Source organism: Kitasatospora sp. NPDC058162, assembly GCF_042884005.1.
Taxonomy (GTDB): domain Bacteria; phylum Actinomycetota; class Actinomycetes; order Streptomycetales; family Streptomycetaceae; genus Kitasatospora.
The window spans coordinates 1-21,193 of record NZ_JBHVUS010000020.1; the positions used below are offsets into that span (position 1 = coordinate 1).

At 73.7% G+C, this 21,193-nt stretch carries 20 protein-coding genes; 7 read left to right on the forward strand and 13 right to left on the reverse strand.

Going from position 1 to position 21,193, the window contains the following annotated elements; all coding sequences use genetic code 11:
• From cysD to ACFVXG_RS29005, 6 genes are all read right to left on the reverse strand, one after another.
• The coding region (gene cysD / locus ACFVXG_RS28980) for a sulfate adenylyltransferase subunit CysD (protein WP_387931424.1) at window positions 1-701 on the reverse strand (701 nt) is incomplete at its 3' end.
• On the reverse strand, window positions 698-1,279 hold the full coding sequence (gene cysC / locus ACFVXG_RS28985; RefSeq protein ID WP_387931683.1) for an adenylyl-sulfate kinase: 582 nt from the start codon (window positions 1,277-1,279) through the stop codon (window positions 698-700). The genes cysC and cysD, both read right to left, overlap by 4 nt.
• Window positions 1,280-1,349: 70 nt before the next feature.
• Window positions 1,350-2,069: a phosphoadenylyl-sulfate reductase gene (locus tag ACFVXG_RS28990; RefSeq protein ID WP_387931426.1), complete on the reverse strand. Its 720-nt coding sequence runs from the start codon at window positions 2,067-2,069 to the stop codon at window positions 1,350-1,352.
• Window positions 2,050-2,229, reverse strand: a complete 180-nt coding sequence (locus tag ACFVXG_RS28995) for a hypothetical protein (RefSeq protein ID WP_387931428.1) — start codon at window positions 2,227-2,229, stop codon at window positions 2,050-2,052. The genes ACFVXG_RS28990 and ACFVXG_RS28995 overlap by 20 nt, the downstream gene beginning before the upstream one ends.
• Window positions 2,226-3,968, reverse strand: a complete 1,743-nt coding sequence (locus ACFVXG_RS29000) for a nitrite/sulfite reductase (RefSeq protein WP_387931430.1) — start codon at window positions 3,966-3,968, stop codon at window positions 2,226-2,228. The genes ACFVXG_RS28995 and ACFVXG_RS29000 overlap by 4 nt, the downstream gene beginning before the upstream one ends.
• Window positions 3,969-4,167: 199 nt before the next feature.
• Window positions 4,168-4,251, reverse strand: a complete 84-nt coding sequence (locus tag ACFVXG_RS29005; protein WP_310593185.1) for a putative leader peptide — start codon at window positions 4,249-4,251, stop codon at window positions 4,168-4,170.
• Between the two features lie 211 nt (window positions 4,252-4,462).
• Here ACFVXG_RS29005 and ACFVXG_RS29010 point away from each other — a divergent pair, with 211 nt between their 5' ends.
• Window positions 4,463-5,797, forward strand: a complete 1,335-nt coding sequence (locus ACFVXG_RS29010) for a YihY/virulence factor BrkB family protein (RefSeq protein WP_387931431.1) — start codon at window positions 4,463-4,465, stop codon at window positions 5,795-5,797.
• 226 nt (window positions 5,798-6,023) lie between these two features.
• Here the strand turns inward: ACFVXG_RS29010 and ACFVXG_RS29015 are convergent, their stop codons facing one another.
• Window positions 6,024-7,778 carry an FtsW/RodA/SpoVE family cell cycle protein gene (locus tag ACFVXG_RS29015; protein ID WP_387931433.1) on the reverse strand — a complete coding sequence of 585 codons (1,755 nt, stop codon included), beginning with the start codon at window positions 7,776-7,778 and terminating at the stop codon, window positions 6,024-6,026.
• Window positions 7,779-8,101: 323 nt separating this feature from the next.
• Between ACFVXG_RS29015 and ACFVXG_RS29020 the strand changes: the two genes are divergently transcribed.
• The 4 genes from ACFVXG_RS29020 to ACFVXG_RS29035 all read left to right on the forward strand — a co-directional run bounded on the left by ACFVXG_RS29020 (window position 8,102) and on the right by ACFVXG_RS29035 (window position 12,977).
• Window positions 8,102-9,148, forward strand: coding sequence for a cytochrome c oxidase assembly protein (locus tag ACFVXG_RS29020; protein ID WP_387931434.1), 1,047 nt, complete (start codon window positions 8,102-8,104; stop codon window positions 9,146-9,148).
• Window positions 9,149-9,417: 269 nt separating this feature from the next.
• Complete coding sequence (gene rsgA / locus ACFVXG_RS29025; RefSeq protein ID WP_387931436.1) at window positions 9,418-10,539, forward strand: ribosome small subunit-dependent GTPase A; 1,122 nt, start codon at window positions 9,418-9,420, stop codon at window positions 10,537-10,539.
• Window positions 10,540-10,824: 285 nt separating this feature from the next.
• Complete coding sequence (locus ACFVXG_RS29030) at window positions 10,825-12,471, forward strand: DNA-3-methyladenine glycosylase 2 family protein (RefSeq protein ID WP_387931437.1); 1,647 nt, start codon at window positions 10,825-10,827, stop codon at window positions 12,469-12,471.
• On the forward strand, window positions 12,468-12,977 hold the full coding sequence (locus ACFVXG_RS29035) for a methylated-DNA--[protein]-cysteine S-methyltransferase (protein ID WP_387931439.1): 510 nt from the start codon (window positions 12,468-12,470) through the stop codon (window positions 12,975-12,977). Before ACFVXG_RS29030 ends, ACFVXG_RS29035 begins: the two co-directional genes overlap by 4 nt.
• A gap of 81 nt (window positions 12,978-13,058) precedes the next feature.
• On the opposite strand, the gene ACFVXG_RS29040 is transcribed toward ACFVXG_RS29035, so the two are convergent.
• Together ACFVXG_RS29040 and ACFVXG_RS29045 are read right to left on the reverse strand one after the other, a co-directional pair.
• A complete protein-coding gene (locus tag ACFVXG_RS29040) occupies window positions 13,059-13,592 on the reverse strand; it encodes a GNAT family N-acetyltransferase (RefSeq protein WP_387931441.1) in 534 nt (177 codons plus the stop codon).
• A 44-nt stretch (window positions 13,593-13,636) separates the two neighbouring features.
• Window positions 13,637-14,155, reverse strand: coding sequence for a MarR family winged helix-turn-helix transcriptional regulator (locus tag ACFVXG_RS29045; RefSeq protein ID WP_387931442.1), 519 nt, complete (start codon window positions 14,153-14,155; stop codon window positions 13,637-13,639).
• Window positions 14,156-14,299: 144 nt separating this feature from the next.
• On the opposite strand from ACFVXG_RS29045, the gene ACFVXG_RS29050 reads away from it, so the two are divergent.
• Entirely contained in the window at window positions 14,300-15,916 is a 1,617-nt protein-coding gene (locus ACFVXG_RS29050; RefSeq protein WP_387931444.1) for an MFS transporter, read from the forward strand.
• On the opposite strand, the gene pth is transcribed toward ACFVXG_RS29050, so the two are convergent.
• The 4 genes from pth to ACFVXG_RS29070 all read right to left on the reverse strand — a co-directional run bounded on the left by pth (window position 15,903) and on the right by ACFVXG_RS29070 (window position 18,714).
• Entirely contained in the window at window positions 15,903-16,487 is a 585-nt protein-coding gene (gene pth, locus ACFVXG_RS29055; protein ID WP_387931445.1) for an aminoacyl-tRNA hydrolase, read from the reverse strand. The two genes, ACFVXG_RS29050 and pth, sit on opposite strands and share 14 nt — an antisense overlap.
• Before the next feature lie 213 nt (window positions 16,488-16,700).
• Window positions 16,701-17,333, reverse strand: a complete 633-nt coding sequence (locus ACFVXG_RS29060) for a DUF305 domain-containing protein (protein ID WP_387931685.1) — start codon at window positions 17,331-17,333, stop codon at window positions 16,701-16,703.
• Window positions 17,334-17,443: 110 nt separating this feature from the next.
• On the reverse strand, window positions 17,444-18,106 hold the full coding sequence (locus ACFVXG_RS29065) for a DUF3105 domain-containing protein (protein WP_387931447.1): 663 nt from the start codon (window positions 18,104-18,106) through the stop codon (window positions 17,444-17,446).
• A gap of 101 nt (window positions 18,107-18,207) precedes the next feature.
• Entirely contained in the window at window positions 18,208-18,714 is a 507-nt protein-coding gene (locus tag ACFVXG_RS29070) for a hypothetical protein (RefSeq protein WP_387931449.1), read from the reverse strand.
• Between the two features lie 327 nt (window positions 18,715-19,041).
• Here ACFVXG_RS29070 and ACFVXG_RS29075 point away from each other — a divergent pair, with 327 nt between their 5' ends.
• Entirely contained in the window at window positions 19,042-20,619 is a 1,578-nt protein-coding gene (locus ACFVXG_RS29075; RefSeq protein ID WP_387931450.1) for a hypothetical protein, read from the forward strand.
• Window positions 20,620-21,193 lie beyond the last annotated feature (574 nt).

Below are 21,193 nucleotides of genomic sequence, written 5' to 3' on the forward strand. Positions count from 1 at the left end.
GCGAAGACGTCCCGCTCGTGGGCGTAGTAGATCCCGGGCAGGTCGATGCCCTCGCGCTGGATGTACTGCCAGACGTCGAGCTCGGTCCAGTTGGAGAGCGGGAAGACGCGCACGTGCTCGCCGGCGGCGTGGCGGCCGTTGTAGAGCGACCACAGCTCGGGGCGCTGGCGGCGCGGGTCCCAGGCGCCGAACTCGTCGCGCAGGGAGAAGACGCGTTCCTTGGCGCGGGCCTTCTCCTCGTCGCGGCGCCCGCCGCCGAAGACCGCGTCGAAGCGGCCCTTCTCGATCGCGTCGAGCAGCGGCACGGTCTGCAGCGGGTTGCGGGTGCCGTCCGGGCGCTCGCGCAGGCGGCCGTCGTCGATGAAGTCCTGGACGTGGGCGACGTGCAGGCGCAGGTTGTGCTCGGCGACGGTGCGGTCGCGGTAGGCGAGGACCTCGGGGAAGTTGTGCCCGGTGTCGACGTGCAGGAGGGAGAAGGGCACCGGTGCGGGGGCGAAGGCCTTGAGTGCCAGGTGCAGCATCAGGATGGAGTCCTTGCCGCCGGAGAACAGGATCACCGGGCGCTCGAACTCCCCCGCGACCTCGCGGAGGATGTGCACCGACTCGGCCTCCAGCGCGTCCAGGTGGGACAGCGCGAAGGGGTTTCCGGAATTCTCCTCCGGGGCAGCGGTGCGGCCCGGGCTGTCGGTCGCGGTGGTCATGCGAGGCCCCTCTCGGTCAGGAAGGCGTGCAGCTCGGCGGCGGACTCGGCGACCGCGCGGCCCTGCGTCTGCAGGCGCAGCTCCGGTGCGGCCGGGGCCTCGTAGGGGTCGTCCACGCCGGTCAGGCCGGAGATCTCACCGGCCGCCTGCTTGGCGTACAGGCCCTTGACGTCCCGTTCGGCGCACAGCTCGACCGGGGTGGCGACGTGGACCTCCAGGAACTCGGTGCCGGCCGCGGCGTGCCGCTCGCGCACCGCGGTGCGCGAGTCGGCGAACGGGGCGATCACCGGGGCGAGCACCTTGACGCCGTTGGCGGCGAGCTTCTCGGCGACGAAGCCGATCCGGGTGACGTTGGTGTGCCGGTCCTCGCGGGAGAAGCCGAGGCCCTTGGAGAGGAACTCGCGGATCTCGTCGCCGTCCAGGACCTCGACCCTGTGGCCCTCGGCACGCAGCCGCTCGGCCAGCGCGAACGCCAGGGTGGTCTTGCCCGCACTCGGCAGCCCGGTCAGCCACACGGTGGCGCCGCGCTCGCAGGGGGCGGCCGCGGGGGCCGCCTCTGCGGCTCCGGCGGCGGCCAGGGTGTGAGCTGTCACGGTGTTCTTCCTTACGCTTGGCGGTTGTTGACAGTGAGTCAGATCTGCGTTTCCGTCAGAGGTGGATGCCGCACTCGGTCTTGCTGGAGCCGGACCAGCGGCCGGCCCGGGCGTCCTCGCCCTCGCCCGGCTTGCGGGTGCAGGACAGCGGCGAGCAGCCGATGGACGTGTAGCCCTCCCACAGCAGCGGGTTGAGCAGCACGCCGTTGGCGGCGACGTAGGCGTCCACGTCCTCCTGCGTCCACCGGGCGATCGGGGCGATCTTGACCTTGCGGCGCTTCGAGTCCCAGGAGACCACCGGGGTGTTCGCCCGGGTCGGGGACTCGTCGCGGCGCAGCCCGGTGGCCCAGGCGTCGTAGCCGCCGAGGCCGCGGTTGAGCGGCTCGACCTTGCGCAGCGAGCAGCACAGGTCCGGGTCGCGGTCGTGCAGGTTCGGCCCGTGCTCGGCGTCCTGCTCGGCGACCGTCTTCAGCGGGGTGAGCGTGATGACGTTGACCGGCATGGTCGCGGCCACCGCGTCCCTGGTCCCGATGGTCTCCGGGAAGTGGTAGCCGGTGTCCAGGAACACCACGTCCACGCCGGGGAACACCGAGGCCGCGAGGTGGGCGACCACCGCGTCCTCCATCGAGGAGGTGACGCAGAACCGCTTGCCGAAGGTGTCGGCGGCCCAGCGCAGGACCTCCTGCGCCGTGGCCTCCTCCAGCTCGCGGCCGGCCCGGACGGCGATCTGCTCGTAGTCGGCCGCCGCGCCGTGCTCAGTGGTCGTGCCGCTCATGCGGCGCACCCCCGTTGGTCGGTGATAGCAGGCCGAGGAACTTCAACTGGAAGGCGCGGCGGCAGCCGTGGCACTCCCACGCGCCGTGGCCGGCCTCGGACGGGCGCAGGTCCTCGTCCCCGCAGTACGGGCAGAAGAACGGCGCGGCTCTCTCACTCACGACAGCTGCTCCTCGGTGGCGCGGGCCGTCCACTGGGCGAAGCGCTCGCCCTCGGTGCGGTCGGCCTGGTAGCGGGTCAGCAGGCGCTCGACGTAGTCGGGCAGGCCGGCGCTGGTGACCTTGAGGCCGCGGACCTTGCGGCCGAAGCCGGCCTCCAGGCCGAGCGCGCCGCCCAGGTGCACCTGGTAGCCCTCGACCTGCTCGCCGTTCTCGTCGGTGACCAGCTGGCCCTTGAGGCCGATGTCGGCGACCTGGATCCGGGCGCAGGCGTTCGGGCAGCCGTTGATGTTGATGGTCAGCGGCTCGGCGAACTCCGGCAGGCGCTGCTCCAGTTCGTCGATCAGGGTGCGGCCGCGCTCCTTGGTCTCGACGATGGCGAGCTTGCAGTACTCGATGCCGGTGCAGGCCATGGTGCCGCGGCGGAACGGGGAGGGGGTGACCCGCAGGTCGAGCTCCTCCAGGCCGGCCACCACCGAGTCGACGTGCTCCTCGGCGATGTCGAGGATCAGCATCTTCTGCTCGGCGGTGGTGCGGACCCGGTCGCTGCCGTGGGCGGCGGCGAGGTCGGCGATCCGGCCGAGCAGCTTGCCGTCGACCCGGCCGACGCGCGGGGCGAAGCCGATGTAGAAGTTGCCGTCCTTCTGCTTGTGGACGCCGACGTGGTCGCGCCAGCGGGCGGCGGGCTCGGCGGGCGCGGGGCCGTCGACCAGCCGGTACTTGAGGTACTCGTCCTCCAGGACCTGACGGAACTTCTCCACGCCCCAGTCGGCGACCAGGAACTTGAGCCGGGCGCGGTTGCGCAGGCGCCGGTAGCCGTAGTCGCGGAAGATGCCGATCACGCCGCCGTAGACGTCGGCGACCTCGTCCAGCGGGACCCAGGCGCCCAGGCGCACGCCGAGCTTGGGGTTGGTGGACAGGCCGCCGCCGACCCACAGGTCGAAGCCGGGCCCGTGCTCGGGGTGGACCACGCCGACGAAGGCGACGTCGTTGATCTCGTGGGCGACGTCCAGCAGCGGGGAGCCGGAGACGGCGCTCTTGAACTTGCGCGGCAGGTTGGAGAAGTCCTTGTTGCCGATGAAGCGGCGCTGGATCTCGTCGATGGCCGGGGTGCCGTCGATGATCTCGTCCTCGGCGATGCCGGCCACCGGCGAGCCGAGGATGACGCGCGGGGTGTCGCCGCAGGCCTCGGTGGTGGACAGGCCGACGGCCTCCAGCTTCTGCCAGATCGCCGGGACGTCCTCGATCCGGATCCAGTGGTACTGGATGTTCTGCCGGTCGGTCAGGTCGGCGGTGCCCCGCGCGTACTGCTCGGAGACCTCGGCGACCGCCCGCAGCTGGGGGACGGTCAGCCGGCCGCCGTCGATGCGCACGCGGAGCATGAAGTACTCGGCGTCCAGCTCGTGCGGGTCCAGGATCGCGGTCTTGCCGCCGTCGATGCCCTCCTTGCGCTGGGTGTAGAGGCCCCACCAGCGCATCCGGCCGCGCAGGTCGGCGGGGTCGATCGAGTCGAAGCCCCGCTGCGCGTAGATCGTCTCAATACGTGTCCGCACATTGAGACCGTCGTCGTCCTTCTTGAACTGCTCGTTGGCGTTCAGAGGAGTGAAGTGGCCCATGCCCCACTGGCCCTCGCCGCGGTGGCGGGTCACCTTGCGAGCCGCGGCGGGGCGGGGCGCGGCCGCGGTCGCACGGTCGGCCGCTCGGTCGGCCGTGGGCTCGGCGGTCTCGGGAGAGGTGGCCATGGTGAAGTCCTTCTGGGCAGGTGGCGCTGACGCCGGGTGGGTCGCGGGGCGTGCTCGGCCGGGCGATCGCTGCTGTGACCTGCGGGTTTCTCAGGACCGGGAGAGCAACGGGCCGGGCCGGGCGGGCGCCTGCACATCCGCTCGTGCGGGGATGGCGGTAAGGGTGGCGCCGGGTGCGGTGGTGCGGCGGGGTGGGAGCTCAGGTCACCGGACAGATGGCGCTGGACACGCGAAGGAGATCGACGTGGAGTCGACCTACTAGGGTGGTTCCGGCGCTAGGCATGGCAAGAGATTCGCACGGCGCGGGACTCGCGGTCCACTAACATCCGGATGCTGGACGCTGGAGTTTCGGTATGTGGGACGCCGGGACGTTCCCGCCGCTCCCGGCCGGGCAGCCCGACGGGTGGTCGGGCGGGGCCCGTACCGCCGCAGCGCACGCGCCCGCACCCCGGGGGAGATCAACCGGAGCGGCCCGGCCCGATACCGTTAGCCCTGTGCAAGCAGCAGGCGATACGAGCAGACCGAGCCCCGAACGGCCGTCCCGGCGCCGGGGCAAGGGCTCCCGGCGCGCGGCCAAACAGGCCACCTGGCGCCGCACGGCGTGGGACTTGGTCAAGGACACCACCAACACCTGCGTCGAGTACCGGGTCACCGGCCTCGCCGCCGAGGCGGCCTTCTTCACCCTGCTGTCCATCCCGCCGCTGCTGCTCGGCCTCGCCGCCACCCTCGGCTACCTCGACGAGTTCGTCGGCGCGGACGCCATCGAGCGGCTCAAGCACGACATCGTCTCGGCCTCCGGGACGGTCCTGTCCGACTCCTCCGTCAACGAGGTCGTCAAACCGCTGCTCAGCCAGGTCTTCGACCACACCAGGCCCGACCTGATCTCGATCGGCTTCCTGCTGTCGCTGTGGTCCGGCTCCAGGGCCCTCTACATCTTCATCGACACCATCACCGTCATGTACGGGCTGGACGGCAAGCGCGGCATCGTCAAGACCCGGCTGCTGTCGCTCGGCCTCTACCTCGGCGCCCTGGTGATCGGCTCGCTGGTGCTGCCGCTGCTGATGGCCGGGCCCGGACTGGTCGAGAACGCCGTCCCCGGCGCCGCCGGGCTCGTCGGCGCCGCCTACTGGCCGGTGGCGATCCTGCTGCTGATCGTCTCGCTGACCACCCTCTACCACCTCGCCGTGCCGGTCTCCACGCCCTGGCGCGAGGACATCCCCGGCGCCCTGGTCGCCCTGGTGGTGCTGGTCTTCTGCAGCGTCGGCCTGCGGCTCTACCTGATCAGCTCGGTCGAGGGCCCCTCGGTGTACGGCTCGCTGGCCGCCCCGGTGGCCGTGCTGCTGTGGATCTTCGTGGTGGCCCTCGCGGTGCTCATCGGCGCCGCCATGAACGCCGCCATAGACCGCCGCTGGCCCACCCTGGAGACCGCCGACGCCCGCGCCGAGAACGAGCGCGCCCACGAGGAGGCCGCCGCCGCGGTGGTCCGCGAGGTCGCCGCCCGACGGGCCGTCGAACGGGCCCGGCGCGCCCGCGAACTGGGCCTGGCCGAGGGCGCCGAGGAGGAGTGGGGCGAGGAGGACGCCGACGACGTCGACGCGCCCGCCGAGTACCCCGAGCGGTGGGCGGACGTGCTGGCCGCCGAGAACGTGCGCGGCCGCCTCACCGCCCGGCCCGGGCCGCACCACCGGCCGACCCCGCCGCCGCCCGACAGCGACCGGCCGGCCGGGCCGCCGCCGGAGCGGCCGGGGGCGGGGCCGGGCGCCGGGGCGGGGCAGCAGGTGCCGGGCTACCCGCCCAGGCCGCCGCGGCCGCCGTGGGAGCAGCGGTAGCGGCGGTAGCGGCAGGGCTTGACGGGGTTCTACGGGTACGGGCAGGGCCTCCCTCGCGGGTGTGGGGGAGGCCCTGTGCGTTGTCCGGGGGTGTCCGGATCCTGGGCGGGGGCTGACCGGTTGGTGCTCGGCCGGCGTCCCACTGGTGTTCGACTCGTGTGCGATCGGTGTCGGACCCGGGTCCGGGGCCCCGGTGGGGTCAGCCGATCGTCGGGTCCTGCGGGTTCTACGGGTTCTGCGGGTACGGGGACTGCGGCGGCTGGCCGTAGCCGTGGGTGGGCTGCTCGTTGACCGGCGGGTAGCCGTACGAGGGCTGCGCTCCGCCGTGCTGCGTGGCGGCGCCGTGCTGGGGGCCGTTGGGCTGGGGTGCGGCGGGGGAGTGGCCGAAGGAGGGGCGCAGCTCGGTGACGGCGCCCGGGTCCGTCAGGCCGGGGCCGGACGGCGGGGCCGCCGGGTCGGGTCCCGCGCCCGGCAGCGGGTCCAGGCCCGCCGCCAGCGGCTCGCCCGCCCCCAGGGTCCCGCCCGGGCGGGGGGAGGCAGGGCCGGCGGCCGCCGACCGCTCGGCCGGGCCGGGCTGCGCCGGGAGCGGCTCGGGGCTGGTCGGGGCCGGGTCCAGGGCGGTGCGCCCCGAGGAGTCGCTCAGCTTGATCAGCAGGGCGACCATCAGCCAGTTCGCCAGCAGGGAGGAACCGCCGGCCGCCAGGAAGGGCAGCGCCTTTCCGGTCAGCGGGACCAGCCCGCTCACGCCGCCGACCACCACGAACACCTGCAGCGCGAGGGCCGCCGACAGGCCGGTGGCCAGCAGCTTGCCGAACGGGTCGGTCAGGCCGACCGCGGTGCGCAGCCCGCGCTGGATCAGCAGCACGTACACCAGCAGGACCGCGGTCACCCCGGCCAGGCCCAGTTCCTCGCCGATGGTGGTGAAGATGAAGTCGCTGCGCCCGGCGAAGCCGATCAGCCACGGCCGGCCGGAGCCCAGGCCGGTGCCGGTCATGTGCCCGGTGCCGAGGCTGAACAGCGCCTCGGCGGGCTGTGCGGAGATCGCCTGGTTGTTGACCGGGGGGAAGTAGTCGAGCGGGTGCAGCCAGGCCTCGACGCGCCCGTGCACGTGCGGCTCCACGGTGCCGACCACGGCCGCGCCGCCGACCGCCATCAGCAGGCCGAGCACCACCCAGCTGGTGCGCTCGGTCGCCACGTACAGCATCACGACGAAGACGCCGAAGAAGATCAGCGAGGTGCCCAGGTCGCGCTCGAAGATCAGCACCATCAGGCTGACCGCCCAGATCGCCAGCACCGGTCCGGCGTGCCGCCCGCGCGGGAGGGTCATCCCCCAGACCTTCCGCCCGGCCAGCGCCAGGGCGTCCCGGGAGGCCATCAGGTAGCCCGCGAAGAAGATCGTGATCGCGACCTTCACGAACTCGTCCGGCTCGAAGGAGGGCAGCCCGGGGAGCTTGATCCAGCGCTTGGCGCCGAAGCTGTCGGTCGGCGAGAAGATCGGCGCGGTCAGCAGGATCAGCGCGCCCGCCATCATCACGTAGACGTACCGCTGGAAGAACCGGTGGTGCTTGACGAAGACGATCAGCGCGAGCGCCGCCGCCACCGCGATGAACGTCCACATCAGCTGGCCCGGCGCGGCCGGGAGCTTCTGGTAGTCGCCCTTGAGCGGGTGCGCGGCCTTGTAGCTGACGTCCAGCCGGTCCAGCAGCATCAGGCCGAAGCCGGTCAGGAAGACGCCCAGCGGCAGGATCAGCGGGTCCGCGTACGGCGCGAACCGGCGCACCGCCAGGTGCGCCACCGCGACCAGCGCCCCGAGGGACAGGCCGTGGACGAGGAGCCCGGGCGGCAGCTTGTCGGTCATCGCCAGCGAGGCGTCGATGTGTCCGGCCAGACAGACGGCCACCGCGAGCGCCAGCAGGCCAAGCTCGATGTTGCGGTGGCGCGCGGCCAGCCGGCGGCCCTCGCCGCGTGCAGTGCTTTGCACCTCTTGTCGTCCCCTTGCTGTCACCCACGTGGCCGGTATCCGCCGACGGTGCATCCTGCCAGACGAACGCGGCCCCGCGCCGGTTGCGCCCCGGGGCCCGGCAGGGGCAGAACTTTGCCTTGGCAAAGCTTTGTCCCGCCTTGGTAAAGCTTTGTTCAGCTCCGGGTATAGAGGTGGGCCCCGGGTGCGGCGGGCGGCGTCGGGAGGGCCATCATGGCCGGGCGCCGCGGCCCCTGCCCGGCGACTCCCGGCGCCGTTCCGGCGACCTCCCGGCGACGGCCGGCGACGGCCGGGTGGTCGGTGCGGATGAGGTGGGCGGACGGATGAACGGCGCGGTCGACTACGCGGTGGACGGCGCGGCCCGGGCACTCGGTCCCGGCGGCGCGGCCCACGCGCTCGCGTACAGCGGGCCGCCGGCCTGGCAGTGGTCCGACCTGGCCGCCTCCTGGACCTTCGAACCGGTGGTGCTCGCCCTGTCGGCCCTGCTCGGCGGCTGGTACCTGACCGCGGTGCGCACCGTCAACCGCGGCGACGGCGACCGCTGGCAGCCCACCCGCACCGCGGCCTTCCTCGGCGGGCTGCTGCTGTGGATCTGGTGCACCTGCTCCGGCCTCGGGGTGTACGAGCGCATCCTCTTCACCGACCGGGCCGTGCAGGTCGTGCTGCTGCTCATGGTCGTCCCGCTGCTGCTCGCGCTCGGCGCCCCCGTCTCGCTCCTGGTCGAGTCCTCGCCCGAGCGGCGGCGGGAGCGGATCCTGCGGGCGCTGCGCAGCAGGCCGTCCAAGGTGCTGATGTTCCCGGCGGTCTCCACCGCGCTGCTGATGGCGCCGCCGTGGCTCCTCTACTTCACGCCCTGGTACGAGTGGTCGGTCTCCAGCGGCGTCGGCAACGTGGTGCTGCACCTGTCGCTGGTGCTGCTGGGCCTCGCCTACTTCTGGCCGCGGCTGCAGCTCGACCCGGTCGGGCACGAGTACCCGCACCTGGTCGGGCTGTTCATCACCTTCGCCGAGGTGATCTTCGACGCCGGGCTGGGGATCGTGCTGATCTACGGCGGCCACCTCGTCGCCGAGCACTACTACCTGGCGCTCGGGCGGCCCTGGGGGCCCAGCCTGGCGCAGGACCAGACCTGGGGCGGCAACGCTTTCTGGGTGCTGGGCGACCTCGTCGGCCTGCCGTTCCTGGCCGCGCTGGTGCGCCGGATGGTGGTGCAGGGGCGCGAGGAGATCAAGGCCGTGGACGCCGAGCTGGACGCCCGCTTCGAGGCGCAGGCGGCGGAGGCCCGGGCGGCGGGGCTGCCGGAGGAAGAGGAGAACGGGATGCGGCCGTGGTGGCTGGACGACCCGAACCTCAAGCACCGCTACGGCGGTTAGCGGGGTCCTCCCCACCGCATTTCCGCATTTCCGCAGGTCAAAAATAGGTTGGCGCCCATCGCCCGCCCCGCTAGCGTGTGACACATCAGGTTCGGGGGCCATTGGGCCGCCCGAGGAGTAGAGAGCAGGAGGTGAACCCCCGTGGTCGTTGTCGCCCCGATAGCTGCCCTGGGCAGCGCGCGCGTTCACCTCCTCTTCCCGGCCGCCGGCTGAGCCTTCCGCGCCAGCCGTAGCCCGCCGGGACCATCTCCTCCCGAAGGGCCACTGCGTTGTTCAACGCTGCCTCCGTTCCGCTGTACCCCTCCTCCCTCCCCACCGAGAGCTCCCCGCTGGCCCGCTACGGCTGGACGCCCGAGCTCGACGAGTTCTTCGCCCCGCTCGCCGAGGCCGGGCTGCTCCCGGCCCGGATCACCCGGGTCGACCGCGGCCAGTGCGACGCCGTCCTGGCCGACCCGGAGACGGGCGAGCTGCACACCGTCCGGCTCGACACCCGGCCGGTGGGCGACGCCGACATGATCAACTGCCCCTGCACGGGCGACTGGGCCGCCGTCGACCTGCACGCCCGGCCGATGGCAGCCGTCTCCGCGCTGCTGCCGCGCTCCACCGCGATCATCCGCAAGGTGGCCGGCAAGCGCTCCGACGGCCAGGTGCTGGCGGCCAACGTCGACACCGTACTGATCACCGCCTCGCTCGCGGCCGATCCCGACCTCGGGCGGATCGAGCGCTTCCTCGCCCTGGCCTGGGAGTCCGGCGCCGAACCGCTGGTCGTCCTCACCAAGGCCGACCTCGTCGACGACGCCGAGTTCATCCGGGCCGACGTCGAGGGCGTCGCGCCGGGCGTCACCGTGCTGGTGGTCAGCGCGGAGACGGGCGAGGGCATCGATGTGCTCCGCGCCTGCGCCCCGGGCACCACCGTGCTGATCGGCCAGTCCGGCGTGGGCAAGTCCACCCTCACCAACGCGCTGGTCGGCTCCGAGGTGATGACCGTCCAGGAGGCCCGCGAGGTCGACCAGAAGGGGCGACACACCACGACCACCCGCGAGCTGATACCGCTGCCCGGCGGTGGCGTGCTGATCGACACCCCCGGGCTGCGCGAGGTCGGCCTCTACGGTGGCGAGGGGGTGGACCTGGCCTTCGCCGACATCGCCGAGCTGGCCGAGGGTTGCCGCTTCCACGACTGCAACCACCACACCGAGCCCGGCTGCGCGGTCCGCGCGGCGCTGGAGGACGGCACCCTGCCGCAGCGCCGGATGGACAGCTACCTCAAGCTCCAGCGCGAGAACGAGTGGATCGCCTCGCGCACCGACGCCCGGGTCGCCAAGGCCCGGCTGAACAAGTGGAAGGCGATCACCAAGTCGATGCGCGCGACAGGAGGACCGGTGAAGCGCTGACCGGATCCGTCCTCGGCGCGAGAGCGCGACAGAGCAACGGAGCAACGGAGCAACGGAGCAACAGCCCAGCGTCGGCCCGGCAGACCGGGCCCGACCACCCGCGCTGACCGGTTGGCCGGCAGCCGGTCAGCGCGGGGCGGGCTGGGGCGGAGCCAGGCAGAGCCAGAGCCAGAGCCTGCCCGGCGGGGCGGGGCGGGGCGGGCGCGGTGGTGGGTGGTGGGTGGTGGGTGGAGGAGGCGGGAGGGTGGGTGGGGGGAGGGGGAGGGGGAAGCCCCCCCGACGGCGATGTCCGATTCCCGCCAGTCACTCCCCGCCCGATCCCGCAGACTGGACAACGTGATCGACGACGACATCCGGTACCGAGCCGTGGACAGCCGAGACTCCCGCTTCGACGGCGTCTTCTTCACGGCCGTCACCTCCACCGGCATCTACTGCCGACCGAGCTGCCCCGCCGTGACCCCCAAGCGCGCCAACTGCCGCTTCTACCCCAGCGCCGCGGCCGCCCAGGGCGCCGGCTTCCGCGCCTGCCGCCGCTGCCGCCCGGACTCCGTGCCGGGCTCCCCGGAGTGGAACCACCGCGCCGACCTGGTCGGCCGCGCGATGCGCCTGATCGGCGACGGCGTGGTGGACCGCGAGGGCGTCGCGGGCCTGGCCGACCGCCTCGGCTACAGCGCCCGGCAGCTGCAGCGCCAGCTCACCGCCGAGCTCGGCGCGGGCCCGATCGCGCTGGCCCGGGCCCGCCGCGCCCAGACCGCCCGGCTGCTCCTCCAGACCACCGAACTGCCCGTCACCGACATCGCGTTCGCGGCCGGCTTCGCCTCCGTCCGCCAGTTCAACGACACCGTGCGCGAGGTCTACGACCGCACCCCCAGCGGCCTGCGCGCCGAGGTCGTGGCCGGCCGCCGCACGCCGACCCCGGCCGGCGGCCTCACCCTGCGCCTGGCCTACCGCGGCGCGCTGGACAGCGACCACTTGATCGACTTCCTCGAACTGCGCGCCGTCCCCGGCGTGGAGGAGGTGGTGCCCGGCGCGCGCCCCGGCGTGCGCACCTACCGGCGCACCCTCGCGCTCCCGTACGGGCACGGCATCGCCGAGGTCGACGGCCTCGCCCCGCGGGACCCGCGCACCCGCGGTTGGCTCGACTGCCGCCTGCTGCTCGCCGACCTGCGCGACCTACCGACCGCGGTCCAGCGCCTGCGCGTCCTCTTCGACCTGGACGCCGACCCGGACACCGTGGACGAGCAGCTCGGCGCCGACCCGGTGCTCGGCCCGCTGGTCCACGAGCGCCCCGGGCTGCGTTCGCCCGGCCACGTGGAGCCGCACGAGCTCGCCGTCCGCGCCGTGCTCGGCCAGCAGATCACCGTCGGCGCCGCCCGTACCCTGGCGGGCCGGCTCGCCGAGAAGTACGGCGTCGCGCTGCCCGAGCCGAGCGGCGGCCTGCGGCTGCTCTTCCCCTCGGCGGCGGTGCTGGCCACCGCCGACCCGGAGGACTTCGCGATGCCCGCGGCCCGCCGCAGGGCGCTCACCGGCCTGTGCGCCGCACTGGCGGAGGGCGTGGTGCGCCTGGACGGCGGGGTCGACCGGGAGGAGGCCGCCGCCCGGCTGCTGGCCCTGCCCGGCATCGGCCCCTGGACGGTCGGCTACCTGCGGATGCGCGCCCTCGCCGACCCCGACGTCTTCCTCCCGAGCGACGTGGGCGTCAAGCACGGCCTGGTCCGGCTCGGCGCCCCCGGGGACCCGAAGGCCGCTGCCCGCGCTGCCGAGGCCTGGGCCCCGTGGCGCTCGTACGCCGTCCACCGGCTGTGGGCCGGCCCCTCGAGCACCGGCACCAACGTCAGCACCGGTACCAGCGCGAGCACCGTCACCAGTGCCGGCACCGGCACGACCATCAGCACCAGCACGAACACCGGAACGGAGAACGACCCGGCATGAGCACCACCGTCTACACCACCATGGAGAGCCCGCTCGGCCCGCTGCTGCTCAGCGGCGTGCTGCCCGAGGACGGCGGCCCCGCGGCCCTGGCCACGGTCACCGCGCCCGGGCAGAAGTACGCGCTGGCCGAGCCCGCCGACGACTGGGAGTTCGACCCCGAGGCCCTGGCCGAGCCGGTCGCCCAGCTGACCGCCTACTTCGCCGGGGAGCGCACCGCCTTCGACTTCCCGCTGGCCCCCGAGGGCACCGAGTTTCGCCGCCGGATCTGGGCCGCACTGGACGAGGTCCCGTACGGCACGACCGTGACCTACGGCCAACTCGCCGAGCTGGCCGGGCAGGAGCCGCGGATGGTCCGGGCGGTCGGCGGGGCGGTGGGCGCCAACCCGCTGCTGATCGTGCGGCCTTGCCACCGGGTGCTCGGCGCCAGCGGCGCGCTCACCGGCTTCGCGGCGGGCGTGGACCGCAAGCGCTGGCTGCTGGAGCTGGAGAGCGGCACCCTGTTCTGAACGCCCGCGCCCGGAGGGCCTCAACCCCGAGGGTCTCAACCCCGAGGGTCTCAATCCCGAAGGCCCTCAACCCCGAGGGCCTCAACCCCGAAGGTCCACCCGCCAGTTGTTGCTGCGCATGAACCGCCCGGGCGGGAACTCGAACTCGGTCTCGCCGAGCAGGGTGAACCCGGCCTTCGCGCACACCGCGTTGGAGGCGGGGTTGTCCACTGAGGGGAAGGCGTGCAGGAACCGGTGCGCGGCCTCGCGCCGGGCGGCCGCGACGGCGGCCCGGGTGGCGGCCACGGCGATGCCGCGCCCCTGGTGCTCGGGCAGGACGTTCCACCCCATCTCGTGCACGGTCTCGCCGCCCCAGGTGCGGGTGCCGTAGCCGACCGTGCCGACGGCCGTACCGACGGCCGTGCCGACCGCCGCACCCTTGGGCAGCAGCACGATGCGGTACATGCAGCCCAGTCCGGACGGGACGAAGTCCAGGTAGCGCCCGTGCCGGACGAGCAGCTGCTCCTCCGTCTCCGGCCCGCCGACGTGCTTCTTCATCTCCGGGGTGTTCACCCGGCGCAGCAGCGCGAGGTCGGCGTCCGTCCAGGGCTCGATCTGTACCTCGGTGGTGGTCATGCCGGGGACGGTAGCGCCCACCGGACCTCGTCCACCAGCGGTTTTCACCCGCCCACGGGCCCCTCGGGGCCGGCCGCCCCGGGCTGGGCGAGGGCGCGGGCGAGCTGTTCCAGCGCGGGCAGGGCGTGCACGACGGCTTCGTGGTCGGCCGGGTCGAGGGTGCCCAGGGCAGTGGCGATCCGGCGTTCGTGGGCGTGCTGCCAGTCGTCGAGCTGGCGCCGCCCGGCGGGGGTGAGGGCGATGCGGGCGGTGCGCCGGTCGCCGGGGTCGGCCTGGCGGTCGACGAATCCGGCTTCGAGCAGCTTGCCGACCAGTCCGCTGACGGTGTTGGGGGCGAGCCGCTGGCGGGCGGCGAGTTCGCCGACCCGGAGCGGGGCGGCGGCGAGCGTCTGGAGGAGCTCGACCTGCGCCATCGGCAGGGATTCCCACGGGTAGTCGGTGCGGATGCTGCTGCGCAGGGCGCGGCGCAGCCGGGTGACGGTGTCGGTCAGCCGCCGGGCGTGCTCGACCGCCGGGTCGGGGCTTTCGGTGGCGGAGTCGGGAACATGTGGTGACGACGGCATGGCGGACAGCGTATCGCCTGGTACGGGGCGTTCCCGGGGCGCTGTCCGGCCCTCGGACGCCGCATGGACGCACCGCAAGACGCTTCGTATCGCAGGGCGATCAACTCGTAGAAAGAACATATCTGCATCCGATATATTTGCAGCATGAACGCCACCGCTCTTGCTGCGCGCCTGCTCACCGAGCGGCCCCGGCCCCGCGGCATAGCCGGCTGGCGCCACGCCCACTGGCTGGCCGTCGGCACGGTCTGCCTCGGCGCCTTCCTCGGCCAGCTCGACGCCAGCGTCATCGCCCTGGTCTTCCCCGCCCTCGGCCGCCACTTCGACGCGGGCTTCGCCGCCGTCGAATGGGTCGCCCTCGCCTACCTGCTCGTCCTGGTCGCCCTGCTGGCCCCGATCGGCTGGCTGTCCGACCTGGTCGGCCGCAAGACCATGTACATCGGCGGCTTCGCCGTCTTCGGCCTCTCCTCCCTCGGCGCCGGATTCGCCGGCAGCCTGTGGATCCTGGTCGGCTGCCGCGCCGTGCAGGCCGTCGGCGCCGCGATGATGCAGGCCAACAGCGTCGCCCTGGTCGCCCGCGGCGTCCCCGGGCACGCGATGCGGCGCGCGCTCGGCATCCAGGCCGCCGCCCAGGGCCTCGGGCTGGCGCTCGGCCCGAGCCTCGGCGGGCTGCTGGTGGAGCACGCCTCCTGGCAGTGGGTGTTCTGGGTCAACGTGCCGATCGCGGTGTTCGGCATCGTGGCCGGCTGGTACCTGCTGCCCCGCACCCGGACCTGCGCCGACCGGCCCGCCGCTGCCGCCGTCCCCACCGTTTCCGCCGTCCCCGCCGCTGCCGTCGTCCCCGCCGCCCGCAGGCCGGAACTCCGTGGACCGGAACTCCGTGGACCGGAGCCCTGCGCCGCGCAGCCCCGCACGCCCGAGCCCCGCTTCGACCTGCCCGGCATGCTGCTGCTCACCGGCGCGACCACCTCGCTGCTGCTCGCCCTCTCCACCGCCTCCGGCCTGCCGCTGCCCGGCTGGGCCGTCGCCGTCCTGCTGGCGGCCGCCGCCGTCCTCGCCCTGGCGCTGGTGCGCCAGGAGCGGCGGGCGGCCCGGCCGATCCTGGCGCCCGGGCTGGTCAACACCCCGGGAGTGCGGTCCGGGCTGGCGGTCGCGCTGATCGGCTACCTGCTGCTGTTCTGCCCGCTCGTCCTGGGCCCGGTGCTGCTCACCGGCGCGGGCATGTCGACGGCCGCCGCCGGACTGGTGGTCACCCTGCTGCCCGCCGCGTTCGCCGTCGCGGCGACGGTCGGCGGTGGGCTGCTGCCCCGCGGCTGGTCGGACGTCACCAGGTGCCGCTTCGGGTCCGGCCTGGCCGCCGCCGGGCTGCTGCTGTTCGCCGTGCTGCCGGCCTCGGGCGCGGCGGTGGCCGCCCCGCTGCTGGTCGCCGGGTACGGGCTGGGACTGCTGCTGCCCGCCAACAACGCCCTGGTGATGCGGGCGATCCCGGCGGAGTGCTCGGCCGTCGGCGGCGGCATGGTGAACATGGCGCGCAGCCTCGGCACCGCGCTCGGCATGGCGCTGTCCGTGCTCGGTGTCCACCTGGCGGGCGCGGCGTCCGGTGGGCGGACGGTGCTGGTCGTCCTCGCGGCGGTCGCGGTGGCCGCCGTCGCCCTGACCCGCCCGGCAGCGGCTCCCATCCGCCCGGTCGGGGACCGGAACGGCCCTCACCGGAGCGGCCCCGGCCGGACGGTTTCCGGCCCGAAGGGCCTCAGGACGCGCTGACGTTCAGGGCGTCCTGGGCCCGGTTCAGGCCGAGCCGCACCAGCGTCTCCAGGGCGTCCGCGCAACGGTCCAACATCCCTGGCATCGCGGCCAGTTCCTCGTCCGAGAACTTCTTCAGCACGTAATCGCCGACACTCTGCCCCTTCGGCGGGCGGCCGACGCCGAACCGCAGCCGGACGAAGTCCCGGGTGCCGAGCACCTCGCCCACCGAGCGGACCCCGTTGTGCCCGCCCGGCCCGCCGCCGCGCTTCAACTTGCCGGAGCCGTAAGCGAAGTCCAGGTCGTCCTGGACCACCACCAGGTGCTCCACCGGCACCCCGTAGCGGCGCATCAGGCCGGCCACCGGGCGGCCCGACAGGTTGATGAACCACTGCGGCTTGGCCAGGAACACCCGCCGGCCGTCCACCTCGATCTCCGCGACCACACTGCCGATCCCGCGCCGACGGAACCGGGCGCCGTGCCGCTCGGCCAGCCGGTCCACGGTCAGGAAGCCCGCGTTGTGCCGGGTCAGCCGGAACCAGGGGCCGGGGTTGCCCAGTCCGGCGATCAGCCAGGGCGCTTCAGTGGTCATGCGGGAACTCCAGGTGCAAGGGAACAACGTGCGTGCGGAACAGCGTGCGTGCGGAACAACGTGCGTGGGGAACAGCGTGCGCGGGGAACAGCGTGTGCGGGGAACGGCGTGCGTGCGGAACAGCGTGTGCAGGGAACGGCGGACGGCCGGGGCGCGGTGCGGACCGGTACGGGACCGTCCTCGCGCCCCGGCCGTCCGGGGAGAACAGCGGGGTCAGGACGCGGGCACGCCGGGGGCGGCCCCGCGCTCCTTGAGCATGTCGGTCATCAGCTCCATCTCGGAGGTCTGGGCGACCACCATCGACTGGGCGAGCCGCTTCTCGGCGTCGTTCTTCGCCATGTCGACGTACCCCTGGGCCATCTCGACGCCGCCCTTGTGGTGCTCGATCATCAGCTGCAGGTAGTACACCTCGGCGTCCCGGCCGCTGAGCGAACGCAGCTTCGCCATCTGGGTGTTGGTGGCCATGCCGGGCATCAGCGAACCGTCGTGCGCCGGGTAGTCGTGGCCCATCTTCATCCACGCCATCGGCTTGGCCGGCGAGTGCTGCGACAGCCCCCACTGGTCGATCCAGCCCATCATCATCCCGCGCTGGTTGGCCTGGGTGTTGATGATGTCGAAGGCCAGGGTGCGGGTCGGCTCGTCGGTGGTGCGGTCCCGGACGATGAACGACAGGTCCACCGCCTGCTGGTGGTGGGTCGCCATGTCGCGGGCGAACCCGGCCTCGGGCGAGTCGTCGGCCGGGACGGCCACCGAGGAGGACCCGGAGGCCGGGTTCGAACCGGCCACCAGGGCCGGCACCCCGAGCGCCAGCGCCACCGCGGCGGCCAGCGCGGCCGGCCACCACATCCGACGGCGGCCCGGACGGGCGGCCGCCTCCGCCGACCCCGTCGCCTCGGCCGGGTCGGCCGTCTCGGCGTCCGCCGCCACTGCGTCCTCGGGGCGGGCCCCCTCGGCGGTCACATCTGCCCCATCGTGCAGGAGGCGCCCGGCTCCTGGGTCTGCTTGCCCTGGACGTACTTGGTGAAGAACTGGTTGACCCGCGGGTCGCTGGCGCTGTCCACGATCAGCTGGGTGCTCCAGGCGTTCAGGGTGATGGTGCCCTGCTCGTCCGGGTACGGGCTCATCAGCGAGTACGGGGTGGTCTTGACCTTGTCGGAGAGGGTCTTGATGTCGTCCGGCGTGGCCTTGCCGTTGTACGTCACCCAGACCGCGCCGTGCTCCAGCGAGTGGACGGCGCGCTCGTTCTCGACCGGCTGGTCGTAGACGTGGCCCATGCAGTCCAGCCAGACCGCGTTGTGGTCGCCGCCGACCGGCGGGGTCATCGGGTAGTTGACCTTGTCCTTGACGTGGTTGCGGCTCAGGTCGCCGAAGGTCTTCACGCCCGGGATGTCCGCGTTGGCGGCGGCCACGCGGTCCTTCTTCTGCTGGTTCTGGTCCATGACGAACCAGGTGGCGGTGCCGATCGCAGCGACCACCAGCACACCGGCGGCCACCGAGGCGATGATCTTGTTGCGGCGGTCGCGGCGCTGCTCGGCGGCGCGCAGCTCGGCGATCCGGGCGCGGCGGTCGACGTTGCCCTTGGCACCGGGCTTGTTGGACTGCTTGGAGGCGGAACCCATGATGGTTGTCCTTGTCCCCGCCGCGCACGGCTGTGGCGGCGGTCGGCTGAAGTGGGGGGAGGGGCGGACCCGCCGACAGGGGCGTCGGCGGTGGGTTCCGCTCAGGACCGGTGGACCTGGAGTTCGTGCAGATCGGGCGCGGGGCGCGGACCGTCCAGCAGACCCGCCGGCACCACCCGGGGCAGCACTTGGGGCACCGACACGGTCAACGGCGCCACGACGGGCTGCGGGTGCGGCGGCGGATTCGGCAACTGGGCGTCCTGCGGGCAGAACGGGTGGCTGGAGCAGCCGTTGTTGCGCGGCGGCTGGCCGTCGGCGGTGCACAGGATCCAGTGGTCCTGCTGCTCCGTGAACCGGTGGAGGTGATCGGAGGCCTGGACGGCGTCGCGGGCCTGCGGGGCCGGCGCGACGGCCTCCGCCGCACTCACCAGCGACACGGCGCTCACCGGGGCCGGAGCCGGGCGGACGGGTTCGTCCGCCTTCGCCAGACCCGAACACGGCAGCGACGTCAGCAGGGCGACCAGCAACAGGACCAACAGCGCACCCGCCGGGCGGCCCGCCGGTGCGGCCCTCCCCGGTCGGGGCGAGCTCGGGGCCGACGCGGTCATGCGGACATTTAATCAGCCGAACGGATGAAGCGATGCCCCTCCCAGGCCCTCATTTTCGGCCCCCAACACGGCGCAATGTCCAGGAAACGCCCTGCTCGGGGCACATCCGGCAAGCACGGACGGAACGGATACGGACGCGGCGGTGACACCCGCCCCACCCCACCGCCCCGGCACCCACGAACCGGCAGGTGAGCGGGGTGGCCGGGAAGATCCGGTCGGTGACCGGTTGTCGTCGAAACCCGGACACGGTCGTTGCACTTGGAGACAATGACGCCAGTCCGGCCCCGCCGGGGGCGGCGCGACCACGGACCGACCAGGAGCCGCCAGATGAGCAAGCAGGGTGCACCCGCACAGCCGCCCCGGCCCGACGACGGCTGGTGGGACACCGTCTATGACGGCCCGGCGGGCACCCTCGCCGACACCCCGGACGCCGACTCGGGCGACGGCAGCGTCGACGACTGGTTCGACACGGCCGCCGGACTGATCGGGCCGCAGCGCACGGCGCCGCCGGAGGCGGTCGCGGAGCCCGAGCTGGAGCCGGAGCTGCAACCGGAGCTGGAGCCAGAGGCGGCTGTCGTATCTGCGGCGGAGCGGGACAGCATCGACGACTGGTTCGACGACGCGCTCGGCGTCATCGAAGGCACCGGCGGCGGCATCGGCCGCCAACGCACCTCGGCCGACACCCACCAGCTCCCCGCTCCCTCCTCCGCCACCGACGCCCCCGAGCCTCCCGCTGCGGAGCCCGCGCCGGAGCCGCAGCCGGAGGAGCCCGCGACCCCGGTCTCCCTGGAGAAGCCCGAACCGACCCCCGAACCCGCCGTGGCACCGGAACCCGAGCCGACCCCTGAGCCCCAGCCCGAGCCCGAGCCGACCCCCGAACCCCCGGCGGCCAAGGAACCGACCCCCGAGCCCGAGCCCGACCACGCGCCGCAGCCCGACCCGGAACCCGTGGCCCCCGTACCCGACCCGCGCCTCGCCATCCGCACCCCTCCCGCCGTGCCCCACGTCGGCGAGCGCCCCCCGACCTACGGCCCCGAGCCGACCGCCGTACCGGAGACGGACCCGGGCACCCTCGACACGGTCGTCCCGGACACCGCGCTCGAAGGCGCCCAGTACGGGACGACCGTGCTGCGCGCCGTCTCCGTGCGCGGCGACTCCGCCCGCTACCGCGGCGAACCGCGCCGGGACAGCCTGCTGGTCACCAGGTTCGGCGACGGCCCCGACGGACTGCTGCTCGCCGTCCTCGCCGGCTACGACCGCGCCGGCGGCGCCGAGGACGAGTCCCTCACCCCGCAGGCCGTCGCCGCCGGGGCGGGCGAGGCCTGCCGCCAGCTCGCCGCCGCGATCGGGCGCAGCCGGACCGGCCTCGCCGCCGACCTGCGCGACGGCGCCCGCGACCGGCTCCGCTACGGCCTCCAGCGCCTGGCCACCGGCGCCGCCGCCCCGCTGCGCGCCCTCGCACCCCGGGCCGAGGGGGACGACACCCCGTCTCCGGCCTCGCTGCACTGCCTGCTGATGTCGCTCGACCCGGCAGCCGGCTACCGCGCCGCCTTCGGCGTCGGGCCCGGCGGGCTCTACCTGCTGCGCTCCGGCCACTGGATCGACGCCTACGCGGCCCGGCTGCTCCACCACCCGGACGGCCAGCCGCCCGTCCCGGACGCCCCGGTCCCGGACCCGCGCCCGTTCCGCTTCCGCCTCGTCCCCGCGACCCCGGGCGACATCCTGCTCCTCTGCACCCCGGGCCTCTCCCACCCGATCGCGGACGAACCCGCCGTCGCCCACTTCCTCTCCTCCCACTGGGCCCACCCCCACCCCCCGGGCACCGTCGACTTCCTCCGCCAGGTCCAAGTCCGCGCCAAGGGCTACGCCGACGACCGCACCGCCGCCGCCATCTGGACCGAATGACGAACCCCCGCGGACCCGGCCCCCGAGCCGAGGCCCCGGACCGGGCACCTAACCGAGCACCTAACCGGGCACATGGAGCTCGCTGCACCGGAAGTCGGCCCACCCGACTTCCGGTGCAGTCCCCCGCGAGTGCCCGCCGCTCATCGGAAGCGAGGGCGGTGCCGGGGGCCGCAACTCGGCGCCCCAGCTGTCCCGCACCAGAAGTCGGCCGGGCCGACTTCTGGTGCGGGAGCGGCGAGTCCCAGAGGGAATCTGTAGACCGGTCTGCCTATCTATCGGGGCAGCGCACTGCACGAGAAGTCGGCCCAGCCGACTTCTCGTGCCAGCGGGACGACGGCGACGTACAGGGGGAGGAAATCAGTAGACCGGTCGGTTCAATCGCCGGGATGTACTGCGCGAGAACGGGCACTAACCGGCCAGCTATTCAGTAGACCGGTCTGCATAGCCCCCCCGGGCGGGGAGGCCTGCCGCGCGGAACGCCCGGGCGCCCGGGCCAGCGGTGTTGCGCGAGAAGTCGGCCCGCCCCGCGAGGCGCGCCACAACCCCCCCCCCCCCGGGGGCCCGGGGGGGGCGC